12 protein-coding genes are annotated in these 15,898 nt (G+C 66.6%); 1 reads left to right on the top strand and 11 read right to left on the bottom strand.

The annotated features are described in order from the left end of the window. Positions 1 to 8 precede the first annotated feature (8 nt). The 5 genes from ROV95_RS00210 to ROV95_RS00230 form a co-directional block, all read right to left on the bottom strand. Complete coding sequence (locus tag ROV95_RS00210) at positions 9 to 602, bottom strand: DUF2242 domain-containing protein (protein ID WP_019660672.1); 594 nt, start codon at positions 600 to 602, stop codon at positions 9 to 11. A 161-nt stretch (positions 603 to 763) separates the two neighbouring features. After that, positions 764 to 2,941: a carboxy terminal-processing peptidase gene (locus ROV95_RS00215; RefSeq protein WP_019660673.1), complete on the bottom strand. Its 2,178-nt coding sequence runs from the start codon at positions 2,939 to 2,941 to the stop codon at positions 764 to 766. A 278-nt stretch (positions 2,942 to 3,219) separates the two neighbouring features. Next, entirely contained in the window at positions 3,220 to 4,230 is a 1,011-nt protein-coding gene (lipA, locus tag ROV95_RS00220; protein WP_019660674.1) for a lipoyl synthase, read from the bottom strand. Positions 4,231 to 4,247: 17 nt separating this feature from the next. Then, the gene (gene lipB / locus ROV95_RS00225; protein ID WP_019660675.1) at positions 4,248 to 4,958 is read right to left on the bottom strand and encodes a lipoyl(octanoyl) transferase LipB; all 711 of its coding nucleotides are present in this window, start codon (positions 4,956 to 4,958) and stop codon (positions 4,248 to 4,250) included. After that, entirely contained in the window at positions 4,946 to 5,224 is a 279-nt protein-coding gene (locus ROV95_RS00230; RefSeq protein WP_005411067.1) for a YbeD family protein, read from the bottom strand. The genes lipB and ROV95_RS00230 overlap by 13 nt, the downstream gene beginning before the upstream one ends. 263 nt (positions 5,225 to 5,487) lie before the next feature. Between ROV95_RS00230 and ROV95_RS00235 the strand changes: the two genes are divergently transcribed. Continuing rightward, a complete protein-coding gene (locus ROV95_RS00235; RefSeq protein ID WP_021203734.1) occupies positions 5,488 to 6,561 on the top strand; it encodes a lipid A deacylase LpxR family protein in 1,074 nt (357 codons plus the stop codon). Between the two features lie 238 nt (positions 6,562 to 6,799). Here ROV95_RS00235 and ROV95_RS00240 read toward each other — a convergent pair whose 3' ends face one another. The 6 genes from ROV95_RS00240 to mrdA form a co-directional block, all read right to left on the bottom strand. Beyond that, positions 6,800 to 8,017, bottom strand: coding sequence for a D-alanyl-D-alanine carboxypeptidase family protein (locus tag ROV95_RS00240; protein ID WP_312542115.1), 1,218 nt, complete (start codon positions 8,015 to 8,017; stop codon positions 6,800 to 6,802). Between the two features lie 100 nt (positions 8,018 to 8,117). Continuing rightward, positions 8,118 to 9,389 (bottom strand): septal ring lytic transglycosylase RlpA family protein, encoded by a 1,272-nt coding sequence (locus ROV95_RS00245; RefSeq protein ID WP_019660679.1) that lies wholly within the window; start codon positions 9,387 to 9,389, stop codon positions 8,118 to 8,120. Beyond that, a complete protein-coding gene (gene mltB, locus ROV95_RS00250; protein WP_312542118.1) occupies positions 9,386 to 10,531 on the bottom strand; it encodes a lytic murein transglycosylase B in 1,146 nt (381 codons plus the stop codon). The genes ROV95_RS00245 and mltB overlap by 4 nt, the downstream gene beginning before the upstream one ends. Before the next feature lie 939 nt (positions 10,532 to 11,470). Beyond that, the gene (gene rodA / locus ROV95_RS00255) at positions 11,471 to 12,565 is read right to left on the bottom strand and encodes a rod shape-determining protein RodA (RefSeq protein ID WP_312542121.1); all 1,095 of its coding nucleotides are present in this window, start codon (positions 12,563 to 12,565) and stop codon (positions 11,471 to 11,473) included. Positions 12,566 to 12,713: 148 nt separating this feature from the next. Further along, the gene (rodA, locus tag ROV95_RS00260; protein WP_019660682.1) at positions 12,714 to 13,826 is read right to left on the bottom strand and encodes a rod shape-determining protein RodA; all 1,113 of its coding nucleotides are present in this window, start codon (positions 13,824 to 13,826) and stop codon (positions 12,714 to 12,716) included. After that, positions 13,823 to 15,895 (bottom strand): penicillin-binding protein 2, encoded by a 2,073-nt coding sequence (mrdA, locus tag ROV95_RS00265; RefSeq protein WP_155030138.1) that lies wholly within the window; start codon positions 15,893 to 15,895, stop codon positions 13,823 to 13,825. Before mrdA ends, rodA (ROV95_RS00260) begins: the two co-directional genes overlap by 4 nt. Positions 15,896 to 15,898 lie beyond the last annotated feature (3 nt).

The raw sequence follows: 15,898 nt of genomic DNA on the forward strand, positions 1-15,898 counted from the left end.
GTGCACGTTCACCCTTGGTCCGTGCGGACCGGCGCGGGCTCAGGAACTGCTGCGGGTGGTGGCGGCGGTGGCGTGCCCGCAGCCTGTGGCAGGTACTGCTGCAGGCGCTGGAAGAAACGGCGATAGAAATCGGCGTCGGTAACCGTGCTGCTCGCCACTTTCACCAGCGAATCGTCATTGCTGCCGAACGGCAGTGATACCGAGCCCAGTGCACCGACGCCGACACTGGCGGACGTCGGGCTCTTCTTCAACGCATAACGGTCCTGCACGGCGCTTACGAACACCAACGCCTGATCGCCCCGGGGCGCACAGGAGATGCGCAGCACCAGCTGCTCATGGTCGTCTTCGCGCGGCTGGAAGTTCTTGTTGCCTTCCACCTGTGCGTCATCGGCACGGGCGATGGCGTACCCCTGGCTGAGCAGGGTGCGCCGCGCCGCTTCACAGGCATCGCCGGGGCGGCCATCGACGGTACGCGAGAACGTGTCGCCGGAATCGAAGGATTCGCGCAGCAGCGTGCTGTCGGCGGCACGGCCACCACAGGCCGACAGGATCAGGGCGCTGCCAAGCGCCACAACAGCACTGGAAACGAGGGAGGACCGCATGGGTGCTCCTGCGAGGACGGTACCGGCAAGGGTAGCCCCGTTGCTGTGTGCGGCAGGTCGAAAGCACCCGCGTCAGGCGGCCCCGTTTGCAGCCGGTTCATGCACGAAAAAAGCAGAAGGCCGGCAATGCCGGCCCTCGGGTATCACATACCGTGTCCGGCTCAGTCCGCCCAGCGACCGGCGCCGGTCGACTGCGGCAGCACCTGTGCCGACAGCGGGCGGTCGTTGGCCAGCAGGTTCACCGCATCGGCCAGGATGGACGCCGACTCGCGCAGCAGCGGGTCCGGGCGCTTCTCGGCCGCCTTCTCGCGCGCGGCGTCCTTGACGATGTCGCGCTCGTTGCCCGTCAGGCCGTCATCGCTGCTGTCATCGGCCAGCGGGTCCAGGGCCAGGCCCAGCTCCTTGCGCTGCAGCTGGCGTTCCTTGCGCTGGGCATCCTGGCGCTCACGCTCGGCGCGGCGCGTGGCCTCGTTGAGCGAGATGTACTTCTTGGCCGCCTCGGTGCGGAACTGTTCCACGTCCTCGTTCCACCACTGGAACTCCTTGTCGGTGGCGATGCGTGCGTCGTGGCGGGTTTCCAGCTTCGGCAGCAGCGGCGCGAAGTTGCCGTACTGGGTGTGCGGCACGGCGGCGATGCGGGTCCACGGCAGGGCGTTGTCGTAGGTGCTCTCGCCGAACTCGGTGGCGTCGACACTGGCCGGGAAGGCCAGGTCGGGCACCACGCCCTTGTGCTGGGTGCTGCTGCCGCTGATGCGGAAGAACTGGGCGATGGTCAGCTTGACCTGGCCAAAGCGCTGGGTCTCGCCGCTCGGCCAACGGTCGAGGTCGACGATGTTCTGAACGGTGCCCTTGCCGAAGCTGGTTTCACCGATCACCAGGCCACGACCGTAGTCCTGGATGGCACCAGCAAAAATTTCCGAGGCCGAGGCCGAACCGCGGTTGATCAGCACCGCCAGCGGGCCATCCCATGCCACGCCCTGGTTGCGGTCGCTGTTGACGGTGACGCGGCCACCAGACTCGCGCACCTGCACCACCGGGCCCTGCTCGATGAACAGGCCGGTCAGTTCGATGGCTTCATCCAGCGAACCGCCGCCGTTGTTGCGCAGGTCCAGCACCACGCCGTCCAGCTTGTCGTTCTTGAAGCCGGCCAGCAGCTTGGCCACGTCGCGGGTGGCCGAGGCGTAGTCGGCCGCATTGCGGCGACGGCCTTCGAAGTCCTGGTAGAAGGTCGGCAGCTTGATCACGCCGATCCTGCGTGCCGGCTCGCCATTGGCGGCCGGGATGGTCATGGTCTCTCCCTTCGCGGCCTGTTCGGCCAGGCGCACCTTCTGGCGGGTCAGCACCAGGGTGTGGTGCTTGCCGTCGGCACCCTCGGCGGCCGGAATGAATTCCAGCTTCACCTGGGTATCCTTGGCACCGCGGATCTTGGCCACGACGTCGTCGATGCGCCAGCCGATCACGTCCTCGACCAGGCCGGACTTGCCCTGGCCGACGCCGACGATGCGGTCACCCGGCTTCAGCGTGCCATCCACTGCAGCCGGGCCACCGGCGATGATCTCGCGGATCACCACCATGTCGTCCTGCCGCTGCAGCTGCGCACCGATGCCTTCCAGCGAAAGCGACATCGCCTGGTTGAAGTTCTCGGCGGTGCGCGGGGTGAAGTAGTCGGTGTGCGGATCGACAGCGCTGGTGTAGGCGTTCATGAAGAACTGGAAGACATCCTCGCCCTTCAGCTCGTTGACCGACTTTTCAAGCGTGGCATAGCGCTTGTCCAGCGTCTTGCGGATGTCATCGGGCTTCTTGCCGGCCAGCTTAAGGCGCAGCCAGTCATTCTTCACCGACTTGCGCCACAGCTCATCCAGCTCGGCGCTGCTGGCGGCCCACGGCACCTTCTTGCGGTCGTACTCGAAGCGCTCGTCGGTGGTGAAGTCCGGTTCCTGCTTGAGCAGCTTGCGCGCGTAGGCCACGCGCTCGCCGACGCGCTGCTTGTAGACCGCAAAGACCTGGAATGCCGGCTCCAGCTCGCCGCCGCGAATGGCCGAGGAAATGTTGGCTTCGAACGGCGCAAAGCGCGCCACGTCGGCCTGCGTGAAGTACTGCTTGCCGCCGTCAAGCGTCTCCAGGTAGCGCTTGAACACGTCCTTGGACGTGGCCTCGTCCAGCGCGCGCGGGCGGTAGGCGTAGCGGCTGTCGGACAGCAGGCCGTACACCAGCTTGGAGGTGGTCACCTGATCGGCGGTTACCGCAGCGGGCAATGCCGGCGAGTCGGCCTTGGCCGCCAGCGCCAGCGGCGCCACCAGCGCCAGGGCCATCAGGAATGCGGGGGCTTTGAATTTCATTGACGTGCTCGAAGGCGCCTTGCCAAGGGGGAGACTGCGGGGTGTTAAGACACCACGACAGTGCCGAAAGTTGCCGGGTTTGTCACCCGGCCGCGCTCGGTGGAAAACCAGCCTAGCCGGGCCGGTGTAGCAAATTGTGAATGCATGTAGAGCCGAGCCCATGCTCGGCTGGCCGGCAGCAAGCAGCCGAGCATGGGCTCGGCTCTACGGCAGGCAGAGGTGTGCGGACCAAGGGTCCGCACCCACAGGAGAAGTAGCTCCCACCCACCGGCAGGGTGTCAGGAAATGCCGGCGCCCTTGGCCTGGACGTCGGCGTGGTACGACGAGCGCACCATCGGGCCGGAGGCCACGTGGCTGAATCCCAGCTCGTAGCCGTAGTCCTCCAGCGCCTTGTAGTCCTCGGGAGTCCAGTACTTCAGTACCGGGTGGTGATGCGCGGTCGGCTGCAGGTACTGGCCGATGGTGATCATGTCCACATCGTGCGCGCGCAGGTCGCGCATGGTGGCCTTGATCTGTTCGAAGTCTTCGCCCAGACCCAGCATGATGCCGCTCTTGGTCGGCACGCCCGGGTGCTGCGCCTTGAAGTTCTTCAGCAGGTTCAGCGACCACTGGTAGTCCGCACCCGGGCGCACATTGCGGTACAGGTCCGGTACGGTTTCGATGTTGTGGTTGAACACATCCGGCGGGTTCTGCGCCAGGATCTCCAGCGCGCGCTCCATGCGGCCCTTGCCACGGAAGTCCGGCGTCAGCACTTCGATGCGGGTACCCGGCGACTTTTCGCGGATGGCGGTGATGCAGTCGACGAAGTGCTGGGCACCGCCGTCACGCAGGTCATCGCGGTCGACGCTGGTCACCACCACGTACTTCAGGCCCATGTCGGCCACGGTCTGGCCGAGGCTGGCCGGTTCGTTGGCATCCGGCGGCTTCGGGCGGCCATGGGCCACGTCGCAGAACGAGCAGCGGCGGGTGCAGACCTCGCCGAGGATCATGAAGGTGGCGGTGCCATGGCCGAAGCATTCGTGGATGTTCGGGCAGCTGGCTTCCTCGCATACGGTCACCAGGCGGTTTTCGCGCAGCTTGGCCTTCAGGTTCTGCACGGCATTTCCCGAGGGAATGCGCACGCGGATCCATGACGGCTTGCGCAGCACCGGCGCGTCGGCGAACTGCACCGGCGAGCGGTTGATCTTGTCACCGCCCAGCTGCTTGACCCCGGCCTGCAACGGCGCGGCGGATGGGGAGTCGCCCTGCACGATCTGCAGGGGAATGGAACGGGCGGTGGTTTCAGTCATGGCAGTTCCGGGAGCGGTCAGGCGGCCGCAGAAAGATCGGGCAGTTCGTGCGTGGGCTGGAGCAGCAGGCCGAACTGGCGGGCCAGGTGCTCCAGCAGTACCGGCTTGACGGCCTCCATGCCGGAGGGCCCGCCCAAGTCTACTACCGAGGTCACCTGCAACCCCTGATAGCCACAGGGATTGATGCGGTGGAAGGGTTCCAGGTCCATGGCCACGTTGAAGGCCAGCCCATGGAAGGTGCAGCCGCGCCGCACACGGATGCCGAGCGCAGCGATCTTGGCACCACCGACGTAGACGCCCGGGGCGCCCTCGCGGCGTTCGGCACCGATGTTCCACTCGGCCAGCGTATCGATGAGGGCCTGCTCGATGCGGCACACGTAGTCGCGGACCCCGATCCCCAGCCGCGGCAGGCGCAGCAGCGGATAGACCACGATCTGGCCGGGACCGTGGTAGGTCACCTGGCCACCTCGGTCCACGTGCAGCACCGGGATCTCACCCGGTGCCAGCACGTGCTCGTCCTTGCCGGCCTGGCCCAGGGTGAACACCGGGTCGTGCTCGACCACCCACAGCTCGTCGGCATCGTTGTCGCTGCGCTGGTCGGTGAAGCGCTGCATGGCGCGCCATACCGGCTCGTAGGCTTGGCGGCCGAGGTCACGGACCACCGCCGGACGCGGCGCACGGTGTTCCGGGGCGGCTTCGGCCGGGCAGCTGTCGGCTACAGCGTCCACTTCACTTCCGGGTGGTCGCGCAGCGCCTGGTGCGCCAGGTCGTACTGCTCGCGGCTTTCGGCCTTGAACACGATGCGGACGGAGACGTACTTGCCGTTGGAGGAGTGCTTCCAGCTGATGCGTTCGTTGACCACATCGATGCCGGCAGCCAGCAGCAGGCGGGGGAGCTCATGTTCCAGGCCGCGGTTGGCCGGGCCCATGGCGCTGAGCTCGAACTGGCCGGGGAACTGGAAGCCGTGGTCGGGGTTGTCGGACTTGATTTCCATGGAGCCATTATCGGGCCGCAGGGCAACAAACCCAAGAGTATTCATCAACGTCAAACGGCGCACTGGTGAGTCGCTGCGTTGCAGCTGAACAGACGTTCAGCATTGGTCATTGCCCCAAAGCCCGCTACAGGAGGGTTCAGGATTGTCCTCACGAGACAATGTCGTTTTCGGAACAGACAAGTGATTCGAACGCGCTCGTTCCGTCACGTCCCCGCGAGTACCGTGTCGCGGCATACAACGACAGACAGAACAAAGCCCTCCCAATGAGTCCCCCTTCCCACCGCCGCCTTGCGGCCCTCGGCCTGTACGGCCTGCTGGCTGCTGCCCTCCCGCTTGCCGCCCAGGCGGCCGAACAATGTGGCCCGGACGCGATGCGCGACCATCCGCCGCAGGTCAATTTCCGCGTCGACAACGACCTGTTCGGCGGCCGCCACCAGGATCAGGGCTATACCAACGGTGCGCTGTTGACCCTGGTCTCCCCCAATCTGGTCGATTACACCGACGACCCCTGCCTGCCGCGCATGGCGCGCTGGGTGAACCGGTACCTGGAAGGGCTGCATCCGGGCAGGTTCGAACAGCAGAACATGATCTTCAGCATCGGCCAGGGGATTTTCACCCCAACCGATTTCAGCCGCAGGGACCTGATCGAGGACGACCGCCCTTACGCCGGCGTGCTGATCGCAAACTTCGGTTTCAATGCGCGCAGCGGCGACCGCCTGCAGACCACCCAGCTGACACTGGGCGTGGTCGGCCCGTGGGCGCAGGGCAAGCAGGTGCAGAATGCCGTGCATGAAGTGTTGGGCGACGAGAAATTCAAGGGTTGGGACAACCAGCTGCACAACGAACCACTGTTCATGCTGACCCATGAGCGCATGCGCCGCTGGCCGGGCGATGCCAGCGTCAATGCCGACGGTTGGGGTTGGGACGCGATCAGCCACTACGGCGGGTCGATCGGCAACCTGGAAACCAAGGCCAATTTGGGCGGTGAAGTGCGCTTCGGCTGGAAGCTGCCGGATGACTTCGGCAGCACGCCGTTGCGCCCGGCAGGTGAGAACACGGCGCCGACCCGCGGCGGCCGCCCAAGCGGGTGGTCCTGGCACCTGTTCGCGACCTCCGACGCTGCCTGGGTGATCCGCGACATCACGCTGGATGGCAACACCTTCCGCAACAGCCACAGCGTGGACAAGCGCCATGTGGTGGCCTACGGCGGGTACGGCGTGGCGGTGATGTACGGCCGCTGGAAGTTCGCTGCCGCGCGGTACCACAGCACGCGCGAATTCAACGGCCAGCGCCAATCGCCGGTGTTCGGCAGCTTCACCATCAGCCGCTCGCTGTAGGCGAGGGGCTGAGGGTGAAGCGGGTAGGTGCCGACCGTTGGTCGGCACACCGGTTACTGCATCGCTCGCTGCAAGTGAGGCGCTGCCGGTAGTGCCGGCCGCTGGCCGGCTCTCGCATTTCCGGATTGATTCATGGGGAGCCGGCCAGCGGCCGGCACTCCCCCCATCCGCATCCGACATCCCGGAACGAAAAGGCCGGCATACGCCGGCCTTTTCATTCACCACGCCGGGGCGTGGATCATTCCGATTCCCACCACATCCAGAAGCTGTCCCACAGGCGCTTGAAGAAGCCGGCCTGTTCGACGGCAGCCACGGCAACCAGCGGCGCTTCGGCGACGACCTTGCCGTCCAGCGTGACCTTCACGGTGCCGATCTGCTGGCCGGCAGTGAACGGTGCCTCCAGGGTCTTGGGCACGTCGATGCTCGGCTTCAGGTCGTTGTAGCGGCCGCGCGGCACGCTGACCAGCATCGGCTGCGCCACGCCCAGCTGCACCTTGTCGGCCGTGCCCTTCCAGACCTTGTGCTCGGCCACAGGCTTGCCCGGCTCGTACAGGCGGTGGGTCTCGAAGAAGCGGAAACCCCAGTTCAGCAGGGCCAGGCTGTCATCAGCGCGCTGCTTTTCCGACGCACCACCCAATACCACGGCGATCAGGCGCTGGTCGCCGCGCTGCGCCGAACTCATCAGGCAGTAACCGGCTTCGGAGGTGTGGCCGGTCTTGATGCCGTCGACGCTGCCATCTCGCCACAGCAGCAGGTTGCGGTTCGGCTGCTTGATGTTGCCGACCTGGAATTCCTTGATCTTGTTGTACGCGTAGGTTTCCGGGTAATCACGCACCATCGCGCGGCCCAGCAGTGCCAGGTCATAGGCGGTGCTGTGGTGGCCTTCGGCGGTCAGGCCGTGGGCGTTGACGAAGTGCGAGTTCTTCATGCCGATCTTGGCGGCGTAGCTGTTCATCAGCGACGCGAAGGCTTCTTCGCTGCCGGCCACATGCTCGGCCAGGGCGATCGCGGCGTCATTGCCGGACTGGATCACCATGCCCTTTTCCATGTCTTCCAGGCGTGCGGTCTGATTGACCGGGAAGCCGCTGTAGCTGCCATCGGTGCCGGCGCCGCCTTCGCGCCATGCGTGCTCGCTCATCATCACCTGGTCATCCGCACGGACCTTGCCGTTCTTGACCTCGGCGGCAACCACGTAGGACGTCATCACCTTGGTGATGCTGGCCGGGGCCAGCTGCTCGTGGATGTTTTCGCCAGCCAGCACCTGGCCGGTGGCGTAGTCCATCAGCACCCAGGCCTTGGATACGCTCGGCACCGGCGCCGGGGGGGTGGCAACGGTGGCCGGGGCAGCGGCGGCGGCAGGCGCAGGCGTGGCCGGGGTCGGCAGCGGCGTCTGGGCGGAAGCCAGGCCCACCACCAGGGTGGCGGCCAGGGCGGTGGCGGCGGAACGGAAATTCATTGGACAGCAGGCTCCAGGGGACGGCCAGGAATGGAGGGTGGAACGAAGCGGCCATTGTAAGGCCGGGCGAGCCTGGGCCGGCAGCACCAGCCCAGGCGGGTCAATCCTTGACGATCTGCGGCGAACCCAGGCCCAGACCGGCGATGCGGCCGACAAGTTCCGCGGCACTGGCATGGTCGCTGGCGGGAACGCGCAGCCGGAACAGGGTGCGGCCACCGGCGGCGATGTCGCTGATGGTCGCGCCGACAATGCCGGCCGCGTTGAGCTGGCCCATCGCGCGGTTGGCATTGTCGCGGCTGGAGAAGCTGGCGACCTGCACCATCACCGCGCCGACCACCTGCTGCGACAGGCTTGGGGCTGCTGCGGTGGCGGGCACCGTACGCACTGCGGCCGGCGCGACCGTGCGCGGCGCGGCGCTGGCGACTGCAACCGGCGCCATTGTGGGGCTGCGCACCGGCGGTGCGCTCGGCGGCAGGCTGCTGACCGCCACGTCCGGCACCGCGCTGGCCACGCCCTGTGTGGTGGCCGGCTGGCCACGCGCAGGCGTGGCGTCGGCCGGAAGGCGCTTGACCAGGCGATCAATGTCGCTGTCGGCGGTGGCACGCGCAGCCGTTACCGGGCGCGTACTGGCCGCCGCGACAGCCGTTTCGGCGGCACGGCGCTCGCGGCGCGACGGCTTCTGCGCCAGCAGGTTGCCCTCGCCCGGCTGCAACGCGCGCACCTCCACATTGCCGGTACCGCGCTGGGTGATGCCCAGCCGCACTGCGGCGGCATAACTGAGGTCGACCACACGGCCATCATGGAACGGGCCACGGTCGTTGACGCGCACGATCACCGACTCGCCGTTGTCCAGGTTGGTCACACGGGCGAAGCTGGGCAGCGGCAGCGTCTTGTGCGCGGCGGTGAACTGGTACATGTCGTAGACCTCGCGGTTGGAGGTCAGGCGGCCGTGGAACTTGGCGCCGTAGTACGACGCGGTACCGCGCTCGACATAGTTGCGGGTGTCGTCGAGCACCTTGTACGACTTGCCCAGCACCACGTACGGCGACTTGTTGCCGATGGCCGAACGCTCTTCGGCGGTCACTTCCGGCTCGGGAATGCAGGCGACGTTGGGAATGTAGTCCGGGGTGCTGTCGCGCACGCCGGGCTTGTACAGCCCCCCGGCGGTGTAGTTGCCGCGCGTGTTCGGGTCTTCCTTGGCCGCGGCATAGGGCGAGCCCTCCGGGCAATGCGCCGGGCGCGAGCCCCGACCCTGCACCACCGTGCCGCTGGGCTTGCCACCGTGGCCGGCCGTGGCCGGCTTCTTCGGCGCACTGCTGCAGGCAGCCAGCGCGAGGACGATCAAGCTCGGGACCAGCCATCTGATGTTCATGCCGGGGGCAGCTCCTGTCCGGCGATGGCCTGCGACAACTGGAACACGGCCATCGCGTACATCTTCGAGAGGTTGTAGCGGGTGATCGCGTAGTAGTTCTGGAAGCCCAGCCAGTACTGCTTGCCGGTGCTGCCCTCAAGCGTGATCGGCGTTGCGGTGGCGCCCGGCTGCACCGCAGCGCTGGGCTGGTAGCCGCGCTGGGCCAGGTCGGCCAGCGACCAGGTCGGCATCCATTCGGTCGGGTTGAACTCCTCGCGACCCGGCGCCAGCGTGGCCGGTACGGCCACCTGGCCACCACGGACCCAGCCGCCCTTCTTCACGAAGTAATTGGCGATGGACGAGAACACATCGTCGTAGCTGGTGAACAGGTCGCGACGGCCATCGCCATTACCGTCCACGGCGTAATCGAGATAGCTGGACGGCATGAACTGGCCCATGCCCATCGCACCGGCATAGCTGCCCTTGAGCGTGGTGATGTCCAGCTTTTCCTCACGGCCCAGCTCGAACAGCTTGGCCAGCTCATCGCGGAAGAACAGCTCGCGGCGCACTTCGCGTTCCAGCTTGGCCGGGTCGCCACTGCGCGGGTAGTAGAACGCCAGCGTGTACAGCGCATCGAGCACGCGGTGGTTGCCGGCATTTTTCCCGTAACTGGTCTCCACGCCGATGATCGCCACGATCACCTCGGCCGGCACGCCGGTGCGCTGCTGCACGCGATCCAGTTCGGCACGATGCTGGGCCAGGAACGCGCGGCCGCCATCGATGCGTGCCTTGCTGATGAACATCGGCCGGTATTCGTTCCACGGTTTGACCCGTTCGGCCGGACGCGACATGGCGGCGATGATCGGCTGGCGCACCTGCGCCTGGTCGAGCACGCTGCTGATCTGCTCCGGCCTCAGGCCATAGCGCTTGGCGGTATCGGCAATGAAGCGGGCCCGTGCAACCTCGAACGGCACCGGGGTGAGATCGACCGGCGGTGCGGTGGCGGCAGCGGCTTCAGGCGCGGCCTCGGCCGGACCATGGGCCTTGGCGGACGGCTGGCGCGGCGTGCTGCTGGCCTGCGGCGAAGACGGTGGGGACTTCGGCTGGGTCGCGCAGTCGACCAGGCCGAGGGTGAGCATGCAGGCCAGAGTGCGTCGAATCATCGTCGCAGGTTAGCAGGTCATGGATGAATTAAAACCCCTAACACCATGAATCACAACGATTTGCGCCCGTTCAGCGGGAAATGTGAAGACGTCGTGATCGGGCTTCCCCATTCAGATAGAGGTGGCCGGTTGCGTCCCCATCCCCGCAGACGCAACCGGCGACCGGATCCGGTCGATACCTGCGCGGCTGCCGCTCCCCAGTGGCAGTGCCCCGCGCTCCCTGTATCCGTTGGATCAGTACTGCTCCCGCCCGACGCCCCCTCGCGCTGCATCGATTGACGGCGCGCCGTGCCGAACGGGCCGCCATTGTGCAGGCCGATTACGACAAGTCTATTGATCAAGATCAACGCGGCGTAAAAGTGTGAACCAGATAACGTTTTTTGCGGACTTTGGTCAGCGAGTGTGCTGTCCTGCATCGTTGTGAGAACGCTTCCACAGCGAGCGTTGCGCAGAGTCAGGAAGTTTCCAGCCAACGGCGCAGCCCCTCGTGGGTGGTGTCTGGGGTGGTCGCGGAAAGCAGAAGCCGCGGGTGGGCCGGTCAGGTTGGGTACGCGGGGGACGCCGTGAATCCGTCCCTGGAGGCTTGGCAGCCGCTTCCATGCGGCTGACACCCCCGCGTACCCAACCCGACCGGCCTCTGACAGATTTCGGAGGTCTGCCACCCACGGAGAAGAAAAAGAAGATCAAAAGATCGCGACGCTGCGCTTGCTCGTGACCCGAGCATGGATCGGCTCTACACAAGGCAATGAAGCGACCCGCCAGGCCGACCTGTCCGTGGCCGGGTAGATGGGCTGCGCAGGGGCGTGAGCCGCATGGATGCGGCGACCGAGCTTACATGGATGTACTTGCAGCGTCCCCTGCGCGGCCCATCTACCCGGCCCCACCCATGAACTGCTTTGCGCGGTCATCCACAAGGGGCTGCGCCGTTGGCTGGAAACCCTATCCCCCGTGCACGGGTCGGTGCCCGCGCACCGCCATCACCAGCCCGATACCCGCCAGCAGCGACACCGCCGAGGTACCGCCATAACTGATCAACGGCATCGGAATGCCCACCACCGGCAGCAGGCCGGAAATCATCCCGCCGTTCACCAGTACGTACACGAAGAACGCCAAGCCCAGGCTGCCGGCCAGCAACCGTGCGTGCGTATCGCGGGCGTGCACCGCGATCCACAGGCAGCGGCCGACCACGAACAGGTACAGCGCGAACAGCGTCGCCACGCCGATCCAGCCGAACTCTTCGGCCAGTACCGAAAACGCGAAGTCGGTGGTGTATTCGGGCAGGAAATCCAGCGTGGCCTGGGTGCCCTGCCCCCAGCCACGACCCTGCCAGCCACCGGAACCAATCGCGATGCGTGACTGCAGGATGTTCCAGCCGGTGCCGAGCGGGTCTGCCGCCGGATCGAGGAAGGTCAGCACGCGATCCTTCTGGTACTGACGCAACAGACCGAACCATGCCAGGGGTGCGGCCACCGCAAGCCCTGTTGCCCCGGTCGCCACCCATCCCCAGTGCAGGCCCGCCAGCAACAAGGCGAACACGCCGCTGGCGGTGACCAGCGTTGCGGTACCGAGGTTGGGCTGCATCAGGATCAGTACTGCAGGCATGCCGATCAGCACCGCAGCCGTCAGTACCGTGCGTGGCGACGGCGGCAGCGGTTGGCGATGCAGGTACCAAGCCATCATCAGCGGCAGGCTGAGCTTGAGCAGTTCGGACGGTTGCAGGTAGAACACGCCGAGGTTGAGCCAGCGCTGCCCGTATTTGCCGGTGCCGACCACGTAGACCGCCATCAGCGGCAGCATCGACAACGCATACAACGCTGGTGTCCACGCCCGCAGGCGCAGCAGCGAAACACGCGACAGCAGCCACATCGCCACCAGGCCACCGGCAAAGCGCGCCGCCTGCCCGGCCACGGGGCCGGACACGCTGTGCAGCACCGCCAGGCCGACGCCCATCAGGATCAACAACGCAACCAGCAACGGCAGATCGATCGTGCGCACCGCCTCACGGCAGCCGCCAAGCAGTCGTTTCCATTCCACACGGCCACGGTAGCAATGCGTGCTTGCGTGAAGCTGTCAGCGCGGCGCCGCATTTGTAGAGTCGAGCCATGCTCGACTACCTTTCGTACAGCAGAAGCAGCCGAGCATGGCTCGGCTCTACAAGAATCAGGAGCAGGAAGCGCGGCGGCTAGCCGTAGCCGCCGTGCACCGGGTTGTGGCTGCGCACCGCCATCACCAGGCCGAAGCCGGCCAGCAGTGACACCGCCGAGGTACCGCCGTAACTGATCAGCGGCATCGGCACGCCCACCACCGGCAGCAGGCCGGAAATCATCCCGCCGTTGACCAGTACGTAGACGAAGAACGCCAGTCCGGTGGCCCCGGCAAGCAGGCGCGAATAGGAATCGCGCGATTGGCTGGCAATCCACAGGCAACGCCCGATCACCAGCAGGTACAGCGCCAGCACGGTGGCCACGCCGATCCAGCCGAATTCCTCGCTCAGCACCGAGAACGCGAAGTCGGTGGTCTGCTCGGGAATGAAGTTCAGGTGCGACTGCGAGCCCTCGCCCCAGCCCTTGCCATCGAAGCCCCCGGAACCGATCGCGATCTTCGACTGGATGATGTTCCAGCCGGCGCCAAGCGCGTCCATTTCCGGGTCCAGGAACATCATGATGCGGTCCTTCTGGTACGGCCGCAGCAGCCAGAACCAGGCCACCGGCGCGACCGCGGCCACGCCGCCTACGCCCAGCCCGACCCACCACCACGGCAGGCCTGCCAGCAGCAGCACGAACACGCCACTGGCGGCGATCAGCACACCGGTGCCGAAGTCCGGCTGCAGCATCACCAGGCCGGTCGGTACGCCGATGATGACCAAGGCCACGAGCACGGTATTGAAGCGCGGTGGCAGCGGCATCCTGTGCAGGTACCAGGCCACCATCATCGGCAGGCTCACCTTCAGCAGCTCGGCCGGCTGCAGGTAGAAGAACTTCAGGTCCAGCCACTGCCGGCCATACTTGCCGGTGCCGAGCACGAACACCGCCAGCAACGGAATCATCGAGATTGCATAGATCATCGGCGTGGCCGAGCGGATGCGCAGGATAGGCACGCGCGAGATGCCCCACAGCGCCGCCATGCCCACCGCGAAGCGCGCGCCCTGGGCCATCACCAGGCTGTCGCCTCCGGCACTCTTCAGGGTCGCCAGGCCGATCACCATCAGCGCGCCGAGGGCCAGGCACAGCACCCAGTCCAGCGTACTGAAGAAGCGGCGCAGCATGTCGCCGGCCCAACGCAGGAACACTCTCATCGTGCGGGCTCCGCAGGGGTCGGCCGTGGCGTGGCCGGCAACGCGGCGGCCTGCGCATCCGGCTGCGGCGCGGGTGCAGGCGCCGGTGCAGGCACGCCGATCAGCACCGGATGTTCTCCCACCTGTGCAGCGGCAAGGTCGCCGGCCTGGCGCGCGCTCGCGTCTTCGTTGTCGAACGCGGTGGCGCCGATGGCAGTGGTGCCGCGCTCGCTGTCCAGCGGCTGCATGCCTTCGGGCATCTTGCCCAGCAGGTAGGCATCGAACACCTTGCGGGCGATCGGCGCCGCGGCTGAACCACCGTAGCCACCGCCTTCCACCGCCACCGCAATCGCGATCACCGGGTTTTCGACCGGCGCGAAGCCAACGAACAGCGCGCGGTGGCGCAGGTGCATCGGCAGGCTCTTCGGGTTCACTGCAGCAGTGCCCTTGCGGCTGATGACCTGTGCGGTACCGGTCTTGCCGGCCATCACATACGGCGCACCCACCGCCACGCGCCAGCCGCTGCCGCCGGGCCGCATGGTCGCCATCATGCCCTCGCGCACGGCCTGCACGTTGTTGGGGTTGGGGCTGATCGGCTTGCTTTCGCCGGCCGGCATTGCCGTCCAGTCGCTGTCGAATCCTTCGCGCTGCTGGATCACCAGGTGCGGGGTGCGCAGCTGGCCGTCGGCCAGCGCGCTGACGCCGCGCGCCAGCTGCAGCGGGGTGACCTTCCAGTCGCCCTGGCCGATGCTGATGTTGACCGTGTCGCCCGGGAACCAGGCTTCCTTGCGGGTCTTCCGCTTGTAGGCCGGCGACGGCAGGATGCCGCCGATTTCGCCGGTGAGGTCGATGCCGGTCGGCTGGCCGAAGCCGTAGTACTCCATGTAATGGTCGAAGCGCTCGATGCCCAGGTCCAGCGCCAGCTTGTAGTAATAGGTATTGACCGATTCGGCGATCGACTTGCGCAGGTCGGTCCAGCCGTGGCCGCCGCGATGCGCATCACCCCAGCCACGTGAAGTGCCGGGCAGGTAGAACATGCCGGTGGACAGCACCTTGTCTTCCGGGCGGCGCACGCCCGAATCCAGGCCGGCCAGGCCGATCAGGGGTTTCAGCGTGGAACCGGGGGCGACGCCACCGAGCACCAGGCGGTTGAACTGCGGCCGCGACGGGTTTTCGTTCAATGCCTTGAAGTCGGCATGGGAAATGCCGTTGACGAACAGGTTGGGGTCGTAGGACGGCAGGCTGACCATCGCCAGCACTTCGCCGGTACGCGGGTCCATCGCCACCGCCGAGCCTTCCTGGTCGCCGAAGGCAGCCACCATCGCGCGCTGCAGGTCGGCGTCGATCGACAGCCGCAGGTCCGCACCGGACTGCGCGGCCACCCGGCCGATGGTGCGGATCGCGCGGCCCTGCACGTTGGTCTCGACCTGTTCATAGCCGACCCGGCCACGCAGCTGCTGCTCGTAATAGCGCTCCAGGCCGGATTTGCCGATGTGGGTCAGCGCGGCATTACCTTCGCCGAGGATTTCCAGATCCTTGTCATCGACGCGACCGACGTAGCCGATGATGTGCGCGAACAGATCGCCATACGGGTAGCGCCGGGTCAGGTAGGGTTCCAGCTCGACCCCCGGGAAACGCCAGCGGTCGACGGCAAAGCGCGCCATCTCCTCGTCGCTCATGCGCAGCTTCAGCGTGACCGGCAGGAACTTGCGGCGCGCCTTGCGCGACTTGTTGAACGCTTCCAGCTCTTCCGGGCTGATGTTGATGATCTTCGCCAGCCCTTCCAGGGTGGCGTCCATGTCCTTGACCTTGTCCGGGGTCACGTCCAGGCGGAACGCCGGCACGTTCTCGGCCAGCAGGCGGCCATTGCGGTCGTAGATCATGCCGCGCCCGGGCACCACCGGCCGCGGCTTGATGCGGTTGGCTTCCGAGCGCGTGGCATAGACGTCGTGGTCCAGCACCTGCAGCTTGAAGTACCAGCCGCCCAGCCCCAGCAGGCAGACCAGCACGCCCAGGAAACCGAGCGCCGCGCGACGGCGGAACTGCTCGGCTTCGGCGTGTGGATTCTTGACCTGGCGGCGCGGAATCATGGC

Origin of the sequence: Stenotrophomonas maltophilia group sp. msm1 (genome assembly GCF_032025805.1) — a bacterium.
In the GTDB taxonomy this organism is placed as follows: domain Bacteria; phylum Pseudomonadota; class Gammaproteobacteria; order Xanthomonadales; family Xanthomonadaceae; genus Stenotrophomonas; species Stenotrophomonas hibiscicola.

What these genes read in the sequence shown, in the direction of transcription:
- ROV95_RS00210 (WP_019660672.1), bottom strand. Translation starts at nt 602, where the DNA reads ATGCGGTCCTCCCTCGTTTCCAGTGCTGTTGTGGCGCTTGGCAGCGCC.
- ROV95_RS00215 (WP_019660673.1), bottom strand. Translation starts at nt 2,941, where the DNA reads ATGAAATTCAAAGCCCCCGCATTCCTGATGGCCCTGGCGCTGGTGGCG.
- lipA (WP_019660674.1), bottom strand. Translation starts at nt 4,230, where the DNA reads ATGACTGAAACCACCGCCCGTTCCATTCCCCTGCAGATCGTGCAGGGC.
- ROV95_RS00230 (WP_005411067.1), bottom strand. Translation starts at nt 5,224, where the DNA reads ATGGAAATCAAGTCCGACAACCCCGACCACGGCTTCCAGTTCCCCGGC.
- ROV95_RS00235 (WP_021203734.1), top strand. Translation starts at nt 5,488, where the DNA reads ATGAGTCCCCCTTCCCACCGCCGCCTTGCGGCCCTCGGCCTGTACGGC.
- ROV95_RS00240 (WP_312542115.1), bottom strand. Translation starts at nt 8,017, where the DNA reads ATGAATTTCCGTTCCGCCGCCACCGCCCTGGCCGCCACCCTGGTGGTG.
- ROV95_RS00245 (WP_019660679.1), bottom strand. Translation starts at nt 9,389, where the DNA reads ATGAACATCAGATGGCTGGTCCCGAGCTTGATCGTCCTCGCGCTGGCT.
- mltB (WP_312542118.1), bottom strand. Translation starts at nt 10,531, where the DNA reads ATGATTCGACGCACTCTGGCCTGCATGCTCACCCTCGGCCTGGTCGAC.
- rodA (WP_019660682.1), bottom strand. Translation starts at nt 13,826, where the DNA reads ATGAGAGTGTTCCTGCGTTGGGCCGGCGACATGCTGCGCCGCTTCTTC.
- mrdA (WP_155030138.1), bottom strand. Translation starts at nt 15,895, where the DNA reads ATGATTCCGCGCCGCCAGGTCAAGAATCCACACGCCGAAGCCGAGCAG.